Source organism: Streptomyces sp. NPDC012935 (assembly GCF_042900345.1).
Classification (GTDB): domain Bacteria; phylum Actinomycetota; class Actinomycetes; order Streptomycetales; family Streptomycetaceae; genus Streptomyces.
Genome location: NZ_JBIBBC010000008.1, coordinates 357,816 through 371,453 on the forward strand (window position 1 = coordinate 357,816; position 13,638 = coordinate 371,453).

Consider the following 13,638-nt stretch of genomic DNA (forward strand, 5'->3'; position numbering starts at 1 on the left):
CGTGATGATCGATATCACTTGGGTGGCAGCCGGGCATATCATGCTTTACCGACCACCTGCGGAACGTGCGTCTCGGCCGCAGCTCCTAGGCTTTGCCGTCGCATCGCCCGAGACTCCCCGACGAGCTGACCATGAGCAGGAAGATCCCGAGGGCCGCCCTGGCCGCCCTCCTCACCCTGGCCGCAGGCGCCCCGCTGACGGCATGCTCCGACGACGGGGCACGGCTGGGCTACCAGGCCGACTATGTCGATCACCCGCCCCTGCGCGTCACCGGCTACCCCTCGACGGGAAGCCTGGAGACGGTGCAGCAGGTGCTCTGGGCGCTCGCGGACCGGGACGCCGACGCACTGGCCGCGCTGGACACGGAGGGCGGCGGCGCCGGCTCCGAGGCGCGCGCCTGGGTCGAGACCTACGGCAAGGCGGCCGACGGGGAGGTGACCGCGGACTTCCTCGACGAGGGCTCCGTAAGGCAGGAGGTGGTCCTGCATTTCGGCGGCCCCCGCCGCACCCAGGAACTCACCGTCCGCATCGGGGACGACGACACCTGGGGAGTGGTCCTCGACGCTCCCGACCCGACGCCGGCCGAACGGTGACGGGGCCTCTCACGGCGGCGGGGGGAGCAAGGTGCCCAGCGGGCCCAGGTCGAGGTTGAGGTCCTCCAGGGTCAGGCCGTAGCGGTCGCACAGCTCGGTCATCCGGTCGTGGAGGAGCATCAGGGTCAGACCCAGGCGCTCCTCCTGGTCCTCCGTCAGGTTGCCCTCGTCGACGCGGTGCAGGGCCTGGCGCTCCATCAGCTGGCGCAGGAGTTCGACGATGGTCAGCACCAGCTTGACCAGGTCGCGCTCCACGGTGTCGGGATCGGCGTGCAGGCGGCGGGCGGCGGACCGTCCCGCGGACGGTGACGCCATGTCGTCCGGGCTCGCGGGCAGCAGCGAGAACGCCCGGTGAGCGGCCTGCGCGACCTCGCGCAGCCGGTCCGGGGACGGGCGGTCAGCCGGGCTCGTCACCGTCGCCGCCGTACTCCGTGGGCGTCCGGCCCTCCAGGACGGGCGCCCACTGTTCCTCCATCTGCTCGCGGATGGCGATCACCACCGCGCGCAACGAGATCCGTACCAGGTCGATGTCCGCGATGGACAGCACGACGTCGCCGGTGAGCACCACCCCGCCGCTCAGCAACCGGTCGAGCAGGTCGATCAGCGCGACCTGGCGTCCGGCCAGGGGACGGTCGTCGTCGTAGTACTCGGTCACCGTTGCCGCGCCCCTTCGGCGGGAGTCGCGAAGGAGTACGGCGCCCAGGGGCCGGTGACCTCGACCCGTACGCCGGGCAGGTCGTCCGCGGCGTGCAGCATCCGCTCGCGGAACTCCGCGGCCAGGTGGCGCGGTACGAGGTAGGCGTCGTTGGCCAGGTTCTCGCCGCGGGCGTCGGCCAGGGTCCCCTGCTGCGGGCGGTGCCGGGAGCGCTCCACAGCGAGACCGCGCGCCCGTTCCTCCGTGCGCCGCACGGCCACCTCGGCGGCACGCCGGGTGTCCTCGTGCGCCTGGCGGTGCTGTCTGCGGGTGCGCAGATACGCGCGTCCGGGCGCCGGTTCGGCGGTGGACGAGCCCGGTGCCGCGGACGGGGTCGCCGACTCGGAGGCGGGCGGGGCCTCGGCGTACACCTTCACACCCCACTCCACGTGGGCCTCGAACCGGTCGAGCAGTTCGGCGAAGGCCTCCTGACGTTCGCTCAGCATCGCCTCGACCCGGCTCTCGTCGAGGTACACCGTGGCCAGCCGCAGGGGGAGGACGGTCACTCGGGCGGCCAGCGTCTCGATGACGAGGTGGTGGGCGCGGGCCGTCGACTCCAGCCAGTCGAGGTCCTCCAGGCGGGACTTGAGGGCCGCTTCCGAGAACTCCTCCGCCGGCACCTCGCTGACCGCGGCTGCCAGCGCGCCCGAGCGGACCAGGGTGACGGGGGCGCCCGCCACTCCGCGGAGGCCGGCCAGCCGGGCCCGCGTCGGCTCGGCCGTCGCGCCGGGCGAGCGGATCACGGCGTACGCGTAGCTCAGCTGCTGCCCGGTCATGACTCCCGGTCCTCGGAGTCGTCCTTCCTGCGCCGGGTGCGTCGTGGTTCGGCGGAGGGCTCGCGCTCCGCCGCACGCGCCCGGCGGCGACCGCCCGAGCCGCGTTCGGGCAACTCGCCCGCGGACTCCGCCTTTTCGACACTCTCGGCTTTCTCGGCCTTCTCCACCTTGCGGCGCAGTTCCTCCACCTCCTCGCGCAGGCGCTCGTTCTGCTCCTTGAGGCTGTGCCGCTGGTCGGCGCGGGAGGACAGCGCGGGGTCGTGCTCCCACCAGTCGATGCCGATCTCCTTGGCCTTGTCGACCGAGGCCACCAGGAGACGGAGCTTGATGGTGAGCAGCTCGATGTCGAGCAGGTTGATCTTGATGTCGCCGACGATGACGATGCCCTTGTCGAGCACGCGTTCAAGGATGTCGGCGAGATTCGCGCTGGACCCCCCGCCGCCATATGGAGACAGCGCCGGGGATGTGGAGCGGCTGGGGACGGGCTCGGTCACGGCGTACTCGACCTCGTTTCCCGGAAGCACCCACGGTCACTCCCGGCCGCGCGCTGGGCCACGGTCAGACACGGCGGCGGCGCTTGGGGCGGGGTTGCTCGTCGGTGTCGTCGGTGTCGTCGTTGCGGTCGTCAGGCTCTCGGTCTGCGTCCTCTTCCTCTTCCTGTTCTTCGTCCTCGTCCTCCTCCCAGTCGTCCTCCGTGTCGTCCTCGCCGCGCTGGTCGTCGTCGGCTTCCTCGTCCTCGTACCGGTCCTCGGGCTCCTTGTCCTCGTCCTCCTCCTCGTCGTACTCGTCCTCGGGCTCCTCCTCCTGATCGGCCCGGTCTTCCCCGGACTCCTCGCCGTCGCCCTCCGCCGCCTCGACCTCGTCCGGCTCGCGGACCACCTCGCCCTCGCGGATCTCCCCGCGCCAGCCCCCGGTGGCCTCCCCGCGCATCATCACGAAGGTGCGGTAGAGCTTCAGGTCGAGACGGGCGCGACGGCCCTGGGACCGCACCCAGCTCCCGACCTTCTCCACCGGCCCCTGCGGGAAGTACCGCAGGACGAGCAGCACTTTGGTGAGGTTGTCCGTGATCGGGTGGAAGGTGACGACGCCCTGCGTGGTGCCGCGCTCGCCGCTGGACGTCCAGGCGATGCGCTCGTCGGGAACCTGTTCCGTGATCATGCCGCGCAGCTGCCGTTTGGACTTGCCGACCTTCACGTGCCACCTGGTCGTGGTGTCGTCCTGCTGCTCGACGCTCACCACGCCCTTGGCGAACCGGTCGAACTCCTGGAACTGCGTCCACTGGTCGTAGGCCTCGCGCACGGGCACGCCCACGTCGATGTCCTCGATGATGGTGAGCCCCTTGCCCATGGTCTGGGGGTCGCTCCCCGGGCCCTTGCCCTGGCCGGAGTCCGTGTCCGCCTCGTCGCTCTGCCCGGAGCCCTGCCCGGTGGCCTCCTTGGCCTTGCCCACCACCGTGTCCTTGGCGTGCGAAGCCGTCTCCTTCGCGTGGGAGGCGGTCGAGGTCAGAGCGCCCACGCCCGACGGCAGATGCCCGCCGAGCTTCTTGCCACCCCGGGCAACTGCGTGCGTCAGCCCGCGCGGGCTGACGTGCGCCTCACCCAGGCGGCGCGCGCCCGAGCCGAGCCGGTCGCCCAGGCCCTCCAGCAGCACCTGGAGGCGGGCCTCGATGTAGTGCTCCAGCTCGTCCTTCAGCCGATGCGTGCCCGACTCCTGCTCGTCGGCCTTCGCCTTGGTCCCCGTACCGCCCGAGCCGCGTCCCGTCGCCTTGCCCTCAGCCATCGTCCCGCCTCCTCGACCGCGCGCCGCCGCTGCTGCTGCCCGAGCGGCTCTGTGACGTGGAGGTCTTCCGCTTGCGGGGCTGTTCCGCGTCCTGCTTCCCGGACTTGCTGCTGCTGCCGCTGCCCTGCGCCTTGCCGCGCCCCGAGCTTCGGGACGTCTCCGACCGCGCCTTCTGCCGGGACTTCCCCTGGGACTTCCCGCGGGGCTCCTCGCCGTTCTCCTCGTCCAGTTCCTCGTCTGGTTCCTCGTCCGGTTCCTCGTCCTGCTCCTCGCCCTGTGCTTCCGCCCTCTCCCGCAGCCCGGACGTGCGTTCGTGGATGGCGTCGGCCAGGTTGTCGGCCTTCGCGCTCAGGAGGGTGGTCGCGGCAGCCTTCCCCGCGCCGGTCAGTTCGGAGCGCACCTGGTCGGTGAGGGTGTGCACGAAGGGGGACTCCTGGAGGGCCTTGCCGACCTGCCCGGGGTTCATCCGTGAGCCCGCGAGCAGCGCGCCGAGGCTGAGGGCGAGCTTCGCCTTCTTGGAACGCCCCAGCAGATAGCCGCCCAGCAGGGCCGTGCCGATCTTGGCGTTGTTCATGGCCTTGCCTCATTTCCTCACCCGAGCGGCAGCCCGCGACCCACGCGTCACAGCCCAGGAGACTGTCCGCCCTGTCGCAGCTGGTAGGCCCTGATCTCCTCCAGGCGGTGCAGCAGTGCCTCCTCCTGCCGTGCGAACTCCTCGTCGTCGATGCGGCCCTCGTCGAGCGCCCGCTCCAGGTTCACGAGCGCCTCCTGCACGGGGGTCGGGTCGTAGTACTCGTCCTCGGCGGTCTTGACCACCTTGTCGAGCACCCAGCCGATGCCCCGGACGGGAGCGAACGGCAGCGTCAGAATCCCGGTGACCAGTCCCACGGCACCTCCTCACGCCTCACATCAGACGAAGCTGTACGGCGGCAGGGGACCCCGCAGCCGCAACTCCAGGCCCTCGCCGTAGCGTTCGGCCAGCTCCCGGCAGGCCCGGCCGAACTCCTCGAACTGCTCGTCCGCCACGAGGAAGGACGCGCTCACGAAGTACTGCTTCGACGCCGGGGCGATCTGCTCTGCCGAGGCGAGCGGCCGCAGCGCTGCGAGAATGTCCTCGGCGATCGCGTTCTCGCGGCCCTGCACCTCCTGGGCCACCACCTGGCCGAGCGCCAGCCGGTCCTCGTACGTCCCACCGCCCTCGCGGGTCCGCTCGTTCAGCTCACGGGCCTGCGGGCTCTGCTCCAGGACGGCACGCAGCGAGGTGTCCTCGTCGAGGACGCCCTTGACGTTGAACTCCGCATGCCCGGCAAGCTCGTCCAGCCGCTGCGCGAACAACTGCGCCCGCTCCGCGAGGACGCCGCGTACGGCCTCCTCGTCCGCGGCGACGAAACCGAAGCTGAGCGGCAAGGTGGGGCCACCGGCCCACAACCGCTCCTGGACGTCGTTGTGCGCCTGGAGGTCCCGGCGGGCGACCGAGAGATCGTCCGGGGCCTCGCTGACGACAGCACACAGGGAGTCGCCGCGCACCACGCGCACCTCGCCGGGCGGCTCGCCCACGCCCTTGACGTCGCTCACGTCCAAGGGGTGCGAGTCCTTGGTGATCGCGTACACATACACGGACATGGGCTCGCTCACTCCTCCCGGTCCCGTGCGGAGTGGCGTTCCGAACGGCGTTCGGAGCGCTCACGCCGTTTCTCACGCGCCGGCCTGCGCTCCCGCTCGGCGTCCGGATCCGCGTCCTGGTCCTCGGCTTCGTCCTCGTCACCGCCGCCCTTGAAGGAATCGGTGATCGCCTCGACCGCGCCCGACAGCGCTCCCTTGCTCTTGCCGCGTGCCCCGCTCTCGACGGAGCCCCCGACGAGGTCGGTCAGCTGCGCGGGCGACTTGCTGCCCGACTCCAGATCCAGCCGGTTGGTCGCCTCGGCGAAGCGCAGGTACGTGTCCACACTGGCCACGACCACTCGCGCGTCGATCTTCAGGATCTCGATGCCCACCAGGGACACCCGGACGAACGCGTCAATGACCAGACCCCGGTCGAGGACGAGTTCCAGCACGTCGTAGAGGTTCCCCGAGCCGCCTCCGGCGGCGCCGGGGACACCGCCGCCGTTGCCTTGTGGCACCACAGTCACGGTGTCTTCCCTTCCGGCTCGGCTTCCGGTGAAATCAGCAAAATCCGACTTCCCGGGGAATCTTCGATAAAACCGGCATACCGGAGATTCCTGACGAAAGGGTCGTGACCTAGCGGCGATCCGTCCTGTCCACCTGCGAGCGCGTGTAACGACGCCCGCGCTTGTACGACACCAGCTGCCCCTCCCGGTCCAGAACCACCTGGTAGCTGGCCATCACGCTGGTCGTCTCGGGGATGCGTTCCAGTTCCACGACCTCGACGTCGGCTTCCCAGCCCTGATCCGTCGGCTTCAGCGAGGAGACCGATTCGGGCGCCCTCCCCAGCAGCTCACTGAGCTGTTCCATCGCGGACCGTATGGCATCGGCGGCGGACATCCGCGCCCCGGCGGACGCCTGCCGTGATGAGGAACGTGCCTTGCGCGGCTCGCGATCGCTCGTGATCATTCACCTTCTCGCCCTGACTCATCAATCATCGGCTTCGCGGACAGCCCACGCGACTTCTCGCCCGCTACCTGCCGGTCGCCCGCTTCGTGAGCACCGCCGGCACCACCGGAACCAGCATCTCCACCACCCGGGACACGGCACCCTGGGGCAGGCCCGTCCTGCGCGCCACCGCGTCCGCGACCGGTTCGGCCTCCTCCGCCAGCAGCCCGGCCACGAGGCCGCCGGTCGCGAAGCCGCCCACGGTGGCCACGCCGGTGAGCGGGGCGGCGTGCGGCGTCGCGACAGCCTCCGCCTCGCCGGACAGCGCCGCCACCGTCGTACCGACCATCTGCCGGGCCCCCGCCTCGTCCGTGCCCAGCAGCGCCGCGATGTCCCCGATCCGGCGGTCGCCGAGCTCGTCGAGCACGTCGTCCTGGAGGGAGGTGAGGGGGTTTGCGTCTACCTCTGACATGTCTGAAACGCTACTTCCGTCCAGGTTTCTGGGCACGCTGAAGACGCCACGAAAAAATTTCCGCGGAGACCGTGCAACCCTTCCCGCACCTCGCCGGTCGTACTTGGCATCAGGACTCTTGGAGGGGGATCTGGGGGGATCGCGGGGGTTCTGATGGGAGGGGAAACCCGAGGGGCTCGGTCGACGGACCGGGCCCCTCGAAACGTTCCTGGGAGCTCCGGAACTCTCCGGAACTCGAAGCGTTCCTAGAAGAAGACCCCGCAGCGCAGCAGCACATTCGCGTACGGCTGGGCCTCACCGGTCCGTACGACCAGCCGCGCCCCGGCCGACAGCTCCTTGAGCCGCTCGTGCGTGACCAGCCGCAGCGCGGGAAACTCCCCGTGCAGCAGTGCGGCCGCCGCGGGGTTCGCCTCCCGGACCTCCTTCGCCGCCGTCGCGCCCTCCACCACCAGCTCGGCCAGCAGGCCGTCCAGCACCTCGGCGAACGACGGCACCCCGGCCCGGAAGGCCAGGTCCACGACTCGGGGGCCGTCGGGTATCGGCATGCCCGCGTCGCACACCAGCACGCCGTCGCCGTGGCCGAGCTCGGCGAGGGCGCCGGAGAGGTGGCGGTTCAGGATTCCGGCACGCTTCACAGCGCCTCGACCTCCGCCGCCGTCGGGAAGGACACCTGCGCGCCCTCCCGTGTCACGGCCACCGCGCCGACCCGGGCCGCGTACGTCGCCGCCTCGGCGAGGGACGCGCCCGTGCCGAGCCGCCACGCCAGCGCGGCCGTGAACGCGTCGCCCGCCCCCGTCGTGTCCACCGCGTCCACCTTCACGGACGGCACCCGCGTCACACCCTGCGCGGACGCGACCAGCGCGCCCTCGGCGCCCAGGGTCACGACCACCGAGCGGGGGCCCTTCGCGAGCAGGATCCGCGCCCAGTCCTCGGGGGAGTCGCCCACCGCCGAGTCGCCGAGGATCACCTTCGCCTCGTGCTCGTTCACGATCAGCGGGTCGCAGGCCGCCAGCACCTCGGCCGGCAGCGGGCGGGGCGGGGACGGGTTCAGCACGAAGCGGCTGCCGTCCGCCAGGCTGCGGACCACCTCGACGACCGTCTCCAGCGGGATCTCCAGCTGGACCGACACCACCCGCGACGCCTGGAAGAGGCTCGCGGCGGCCCGCACGTCCTGCGGGGTGAGTCTGCCGTTGGCTCCCGGCGAGACGACGATGCTGTTGTCCCCGGACGGGTCCACCGTGATCAGCGCGACGCCGGTCGGTGCGCCGCCGACCAGGACGCCCACCGTGTCGACGCCGGACTCCCGCTGCGAGTCGAGCAGCAACCGGCCGTGCGCGTCGTCGCCGACCCGGGCCAGCAGGGCCGTACGGGCCCCGAGCCGGGCTGCCGCGACGGCCTGGTTCGCGCCCTTGCCGCCCGGGTGGACGGCCAGATCGGAGCCGAGCACGGTCTCGCCGGCCCCCGGCCGGCGCTCGACGCCGATCACCAGGTCGGCGTTGGCCGACCCTACGACCAGGAGGTCGTAGTCGTACATGAGGTTGCTCCCCTGATAGGTCCCCGTGGTGACGTGCGGCGGGCGGCCGTCACCAGGTCCATGCTCCTGCAACGACCGCCCGCCCGTTCGCCGTTCCTCGACTCCAGCCGGATGTCGGCCGGATGTGTGCGGAAGGTCAGCCGCCGAATCCGGCCACGTTCTCCTTCGTGACCACCTTCACCGGCACCTTCACCATCTGCTCGACCTTCTTGCCCTGGAATGCCTTGAGCGCGTTGTCCACGGCGATCCTGCCGAGCTGGGTCGGCTGCTGGGCCACGGACGCGTACAGCGAGCCGCCCTCCACCGCCTTCAGACCGTCCGGCGTGCCGTCGAAGCCGACCACCGAGACCGACTTGCCGGCCTTGGAGCCAAGGGCCTTGATCGCGCCCAGCGCCATCTCGTCGTTGGCGGCGATGACGCCCTGGACGTCCGGGTGGGCCTGGAGCAGGTTCGACATCACGTCGAGTCCCTTGGTGCGGTCGAAGTCGGCGGGCTGCTGGGCGACGACCTGGATGCCCGGGTAGGCCTTGAGGCCGTTCGCGAAGCCCTGCGCGCGCTCACGGGCGGCGGAGGTGCCCGCCTGGCCCTGGAGGATCACGATCTTGCCGTTGCCCCCGAGCTTCTCGGCGACCGTCTTGGCGGCGAGCTCACCGCCGGCGACGTTGTCGGAGGCGACCAGGGCCGCCGTCTTGGCGTTGTTGACACCCCGGTCGACGGCGATGACCGGGATCTTCGCCTTGTCGGCGGCCTTCACGGAGTTGCTTGCCGCGTCCGAGTCCACCGGGTTGACGATGATCGCGCCGACGCTCGAACTGGTGAAGTTCTGCAGCTGGTTGGCCTGTTGGGAGGCGTCGTTCTGGGCGTCCGTGACGGTCAGGTCGATGCCGAGCTTCTTCGCCTCGGCCTGGGCGCCCGCCCGGATCTGCACGAAGAAGGGGTTGTTGAGGGTGGACAGGGACAGCCCCATCTTCGGATTCGACGACGAGGACGAGCCGTTGTGCAGGAAGGAGGTCGCCCCCACGATCGCCACGGTGACGACCGCCGCGAGCGCGTACGTCCCCGCCTGCTTGCCCTTGCCGCCGCCCGTGCCGGCCGCCACCGGGGTGGCCCCGGCCTTGCGGCGCAGCGTGTCGAAGAGGACCGCCAGCGCGATCACGACGCCGATGACGACCTGCTGCCAGAAGGCGGACACGTTCAGCAGGTTCAGGCCGTTGCGCAGCACCGCCAGGATCAGCGCGCCGATCAGGGTGCCGGACGCCTTGCCGGTGCCGCCCGCGAGCGAGGCGCCGCCGATGACGACCGCGGCGATGGCGTCCAGCTCGTAGCCGTCGGCGGCCTGCGGCTGAGCGGAGGACAGCCGGGCGGCGAGCACGACGCCCGCGACGGCCGCGAACACGCCGGACAGGGCGTAGATGGCGAGCTTCTGCTTCTTCACGCGCAGCCCCGACAGGCGCGCGGCCTCCTCGTTGCCGCCGATCGCGTACATCGAGCGGCCGATGTAGGTCCGGCCGAGCACGAAGGCGGCGATCAGCCCCATCACGATCATCACGAGCACCGGCACCGGCAGCCAGCCGCCGAGCGTGTCACCGAGGTGCGAGACGGAGTCGGGGAGAGCGATCGGGGAGCCCTCGGAGATCACCAGCGACAGACCGCGGGCCACCGACAGCATCGCGAGCGTCGCGATGAACGGCGGGAGCTTGCCGTACGCGATGAGGAAGCCGTTGACGAGACCGGCCGCGATGCCGGTCGCGACGGCCAGCAGCACCGCTATGAAGACCGGCACCCCGTGCGAGGTCGCGGTCCACGCCAGCACGGTGGCCGACAGCGCCGCCACCGAACCGACCGACAGGTCGATGCCCGCCGAGACGATCACGAACGTGACGCCGAAGGCGAGGATGGCGGTCACGGCCGCCTGGACGCCGACGTTCAGGAGGTTGTCGGTGGTCAGGAAGTCGCCGGACAGCGCCGACATGGCGACGACGAGGACGATCAGCGCGGTCAGCGCGCCGTTGTCGAGCAGGAGTCGGCGAATTCCCGAGGCGCCACTCGCGCCCGGCGTGCTCTTGAGCGTGTCAGTGGCCACGGGTGGCCTCCGTTCCGGTCTTGTCGGTGGTGGGGTTGCTGACGGCGAGCGCCATCACGGAGTCCTGCGTGGCCTCGTCGGCCGTGAGCTCGCCGGCGATCCGGCCCTGGGCCATCACCAGCACCCGGTCGCTCATGCCGAGGACCTCGGGGAGATCACTGGAGATCATCAGCACGGCGGCGCCGGCCGCGGTCAGTTCGTTGATGAGCTGGTAGATCTCGACCTTGGCGCCGACGTCGATGCCGCGCGTGGGTTCGTCGAGGATCAGCACCCTGGTGTCGGCGAGCAGCCACTTGCCGATGACGACCTTCTGCTGGTTGCCGCCGGAGAGCGTGCGCACGTGCTGCCCGAGGCCCGCCATCCGCACGCCGAGCTGCCCCGCGATCCGCGCGGCCGCCGCACGCTGGCCCTTGACGTCGACGAGCCCCGCGCGCGTGGCGGACCGCAGCGTCACCAGGCCGAGGTTCTCCTCGACGGACGCGTCCAGCACCAGCCCCTGGCCCTTGCGGTCCTCGGGGATGAGTCCGATGCCCGCGGTCATCGCCGCGTTGACGTCGTACTTCCGGACGGAGGACCCGGCGACCTTCACGGCCCCCTTGTCGTACGGGTCAGCCCCGAACACCGCCCGCACGACCTCGGTACGTCCGGCGCCGACCAGCCCCGCGATGCCGACCACCTCACCGGCGTGCACCTCGAAGCTGACGTCGTGGAAGACGCCGTCCCTGGTCAGTCCCTCCACGGTCAGCAACGCGGCGCCCTTGTCGGCGCGTTCACGCGGGTACTGCTGCTCGATCGAGCGGCCCACCATGAGCCGTACGAGCTCGTCCTCGGGTGTGGCGGCGGGGACCTGCCCGACGCTCCTGCCGTCCCGGATGACCGTCACCCGGTCGCCCAGGGCGGCGATCTCCTCCAGGTGATGCGTGATGAAGACGATTCCGACGCCGTCCTCGCGCAGCCTGCGCACGATCGAGAAGAGCTTGTCGACCTCCTCGGAGGTCAGCACGGCCGTCGGCTCGTCCATGATGAGCACGCGCGCGTTCAGGCTGAGCGCCTTCGCGATCTCGACCATCTGCAGCCGTGCGATGCCGAGTTCACGCACACGTGCGCGTGGGGACACGTTGACGCCGACGCGCTTCAGCAGGACCTCGGCGTCGGCCTCCATCCGCCCCCGGTCGATCATCCCGAAACGGCGCGGCTGGCGCCCCAGGAAGATGTTCTCGGCGACCGTCAGATCGGGGACGAGGTTGAACTCCTGGTAGATGGTGGCGATCCCGAGGCGCTCGGAGTCCTGCGCACCGTGGATGCGCGTCTCCTCGCCGCCGACCAGGATCCGCCCGGCGTCGGGGGTGTAGGCGCCGGAGAGCATCTTGATGAGGGTGCTCTTGCCCGCGCCGTTCTCGCCGAGCAGCACATGCACCTCACCGCGGCGCAGATCGAAGTCGACGCCGTCCAGGGCGACCACGCCCGGGAAGGTCTTCCGTATGCCCTCGATGCGCAGCAACTCGTCCGCGTTGCTCACGACTGGCTCCTGTTCGTTACGGGGGACGGCTCCGGTGAAGCCGGTTGCTCGCCGCACGAGCGGCGTACGACGAGGCGGGCGGGGAGGGTGACGGACTCGCCGGGCCGTCCCTCGACGCGGTCAACCAGGGCGCGCACGGCGGCCCGGCCCAGCTCGCCCGTCGGCTGGGCGATCGCGGTGATCGGCGGATCGGTGTGCACGAACCACCGGATGTCGTCGAACGCGGCCAGCGCGAGGTCGTCGGGCACGCGCAGCCCACGCGCGCGTACGGCGTCCAACGCACCGAGCGCCATCAGGTTGTCGGCCGCGAAGACGACCTCGGGCGGGTCGGGCAGGTCGAGGAAGCCCTCGGTGACCCGGCGCCCGCTCTCGGCCTGGAAGTCGCCCTGGCCTATGTAGGCCTCGGGGAGTTCGAGGCCGTACGCGCCGAGCGCCTCCCGGAAGGCCTCCACGCGCTCCCGGCCGGTCGTGGTCGCCGCCGGGCCGGCGATGATCGCCAGCCGCCGGTGCCCGAGCCCGTGCAGATGCGCCACCAGGTCCCGTACGGCAGCGCGCCCGTCGGAGCGCACCACCGGCACGTCCACGCCGGGGATCCACCGGTCCACGAACACCATCGGCGTCCCCGCGCGGGCCGCGTCCAGCATCAGCGGCGAACCGCCGTCGGTGGGGGAGACGAGGAGTCCGTCGATGCGCCGGTCCAGCAGGTTCCGTACGTGATGGTCCTGAAGGTCGGGCCGCTCGTCGGCGTTGCCGATGATGACGCTGTAGCCGAGCGCGCGGGCCTCCTCCTCGACGGAGCGGGCCAGCTCGGTGAAGTAGGGATTCATCACGTCGCTGATGACCAGGCCGAGGGTGTGGGTCTGGTCCGTGCGCAGGGAGCGGGCGACGGCGTTCGGGCGGTAGCCCAGGGTGTCGACGGCGGCCAGCACGCGTGCGCGTGCCTCGGCGCTGACCGACGGATGGTCGTTCAGGACGCGCGAGACCGTGGCGACGGATACGCCGGCCTCGGCGGCGACGTCCTTGATGCTCGCCATCGCCGCTCCACCTCCTCGTGGATCGTTCGTGGTCGATGCCGTCGTGGAATCGATTACATCGACGTGTACGGAGGATTGGAATCGATTACACGGCCGTTAATCAACCCCTCAACCACATCCCGAAACCGGATCGTGATGTCGGCCCCGTGGTGTCGCGGCGGGCTGCGGGACGGTTCAGGCTGGAAGTGCGGGGACGTTTCCCCAGGCCCCGTGCGGGCCGGAGCGGAGGGATCATGACGGCAGCGACTCGCGACGACGTGCCCGTCGTCCTCGGCGGCGACGGCGTGGAGGTGCGCACCAAGACGATCGGCGGCGGCATGTCCGTCGGCTACATCACCCTGCCGGAGGGCACGGACATGGGCCCCGCCCTCAAGGGCCTCGAAGGCGACGCCTGCCCGTGCCCGCACTGGGGCTACCTGCTCAAAGGCCGGCTGCGGATGCTGACGTCCGAGGGCGAGGAGTACTACGAGGCGGGTCAGGCGTACTACTGGGGGCCCGGGCATGTCCCCGTGGCGGTGGAGGACTGCGAGTTCGTCGAGTTCTCGCCGAGCGAGGAGTTCCAGGCAGTCCTCGACCATGTGAAGTCGCAGGCGGGGTGAGTCAC

Annotated in this window: 18 protein-coding genes; 2 read left to right on the forward strand and 16 right to left on the reverse strand. The window is 70.9% G+C overall.

All coding sequences use genetic code 11. The features are described 5' to 3' along the window. Window positions 1-131 precede the first annotated feature (131 nt). On the forward strand, window positions 132-593 hold the full coding sequence (locus ACFY5C_RS21965; protein WP_389446605.1) for a hypothetical protein: 462 nt from the start codon (window positions 132-134) through the stop codon (window positions 591-593). Between the two features lie 9 nt (window positions 594-602). On the opposite strand, the gene ACFY5C_RS21970 is transcribed toward ACFY5C_RS21965, so the two are convergent. The 16 genes from ACFY5C_RS21970 to ACFY5C_RS22045 form a co-directional block, all read right to left on the reverse strand. Further along, window positions 603-1,007, reverse strand: a complete 405-nt coding sequence (locus ACFY5C_RS21970) for a gas vesicle protein K (protein ID WP_389446607.1) — start codon at window positions 1,005-1,007, stop codon at window positions 603-605. After that, complete coding sequence (locus tag ACFY5C_RS21975) at window positions 991-1,248, reverse strand: gas vesicle protein (RefSeq protein ID WP_389446609.1); 258 nt, start codon at window positions 1,246-1,248, stop codon at window positions 991-993. The genes ACFY5C_RS21970 and ACFY5C_RS21975 overlap by 17 nt, the downstream gene beginning before the upstream one ends. Next, window positions 1,245-2,063, reverse strand: coding sequence for a GvpL/GvpF family gas vesicle protein (locus ACFY5C_RS21980; RefSeq protein ID WP_389446611.1), 819 nt, complete (start codon window positions 2,061-2,063; stop codon window positions 1,245-1,247). Before ACFY5C_RS21980 ends, ACFY5C_RS21975 begins: the two co-directional genes overlap by 4 nt. Continuing rightward, complete coding sequence (locus tag ACFY5C_RS21985; protein ID WP_389446613.1) at window positions 2,060-2,557, reverse strand: gas vesicle protein; 498 nt, start codon at window positions 2,555-2,557, stop codon at window positions 2,060-2,062. Before ACFY5C_RS21985 ends, ACFY5C_RS21980 begins: the two co-directional genes overlap by 4 nt. 64 nt (window positions 2,558-2,621) lie before the next feature. Continuing rightward, window positions 2,622-3,842 (reverse strand): SRPBCC family protein, encoded by a 1,221-nt coding sequence (locus ACFY5C_RS21990; RefSeq protein WP_389446615.1) that lies wholly within the window; start codon window positions 3,840-3,842, stop codon window positions 2,622-2,624. Beyond that, a complete protein-coding gene (locus tag ACFY5C_RS21995; RefSeq protein WP_389446617.1) occupies window positions 3,835-4,416 on the reverse strand; it encodes an ABC transporter substrate-binding protein in 582 nt (193 codons plus the stop codon). Before ACFY5C_RS21995 ends, ACFY5C_RS21990 begins: the two co-directional genes overlap by 8 nt. A gap of 47 nt (window positions 4,417-4,463) precedes the next feature. After that, on the reverse strand, window positions 4,464-4,730 hold the full coding sequence (locus ACFY5C_RS22000; protein WP_389446619.1) for a gas vesicle protein GvpG: 267 nt from the start codon (window positions 4,728-4,730) through the stop codon (window positions 4,464-4,466). A gap of 21 nt (window positions 4,731-4,751) precedes the next feature. Further along, window positions 4,752-5,465, reverse strand: a complete 714-nt coding sequence (locus tag ACFY5C_RS22005) for a GvpL/GvpF family gas vesicle protein (protein ID WP_389446621.1) — start codon at window positions 5,463-5,465, stop codon at window positions 4,752-4,754. 8 nt (window positions 5,466-5,473) lie between these two features. After that, window positions 5,474-5,965: a gas vesicle structural protein GvpA gene (locus tag ACFY5C_RS22010; protein ID WP_389446702.1), complete on the reverse strand. Its 492-nt coding sequence runs from the start codon at window positions 5,963-5,965 to the stop codon at window positions 5,474-5,476. A gap of 115 nt (window positions 5,966-6,080) precedes the next feature. Then, a complete protein-coding gene (locus tag ACFY5C_RS22015; protein ID WP_389446622.1) occupies window positions 6,081-6,413 on the reverse strand; it encodes a gas vesicle protein in 333 nt (110 codons plus the stop codon). A 64-nt stretch (window positions 6,414-6,477) separates the two neighbouring features. Next, window positions 6,478-6,864 (reverse strand): DUF937 domain-containing protein, encoded by a 387-nt coding sequence (locus ACFY5C_RS22020; RefSeq protein ID WP_389446623.1) that lies wholly within the window; start codon window positions 6,862-6,864, stop codon window positions 6,478-6,480. 245 nt (window positions 6,865-7,109) lie between these two features. Next, window positions 7,110-7,499 (reverse strand): D-ribose pyranase, encoded by a 390-nt coding sequence (rbsD, locus tag ACFY5C_RS22025; RefSeq protein WP_389446624.1) that lies wholly within the window; start codon window positions 7,497-7,499, stop codon window positions 7,110-7,112. Continuing rightward, entirely contained in the window at window positions 7,496-8,398 is a 903-nt protein-coding gene (rbsK, locus tag ACFY5C_RS22030; protein ID WP_389446626.1) for a ribokinase, read from the reverse strand. The genes rbsD and rbsK overlap by 4 nt, the downstream gene beginning before the upstream one ends. Before the next feature lie 136 nt (window positions 8,399-8,534). Further along, a complete protein-coding gene (locus ACFY5C_RS22035) occupies window positions 8,535-10,481 on the reverse strand; it encodes a substrate-binding domain-containing protein (protein ID WP_389446628.1) in 1,947 nt (648 codons plus the stop codon). Beyond that, window positions 10,471-12,000 carry a sugar ABC transporter ATP-binding protein gene (locus ACFY5C_RS22040; RefSeq protein WP_389446630.1) on the reverse strand — a complete coding sequence of 510 codons (1,530 nt, stop codon included), beginning with the start codon at window positions 11,998-12,000 and terminating at the stop codon, window positions 10,471-10,473. Before ACFY5C_RS22040 ends, ACFY5C_RS22035 begins: the two co-directional genes overlap by 11 nt. Beyond that, window positions 11,997-13,034 carry a LacI family DNA-binding transcriptional regulator gene (locus ACFY5C_RS22045; protein ID WP_389446632.1) on the reverse strand — a complete coding sequence of 346 codons (1,038 nt, stop codon included), beginning with the start codon at window positions 13,032-13,034 and terminating at the stop codon, window positions 11,997-11,999. The genes ACFY5C_RS22040 and ACFY5C_RS22045 overlap by 4 nt, the downstream gene beginning before the upstream one ends. Window positions 13,035-13,267: 233 nt before the next feature. Between ACFY5C_RS22045 and ACFY5C_RS22050 the strand changes: the two genes are divergently transcribed. Beyond that, complete coding sequence (locus ACFY5C_RS22050) at window positions 13,268-13,633, forward strand: hypothetical protein (RefSeq protein ID WP_389446633.1); 366 nt, start codon at window positions 13,268-13,270, stop codon at window positions 13,631-13,633. Window positions 13,634-13,638: the final 5 nt, after the last annotated feature.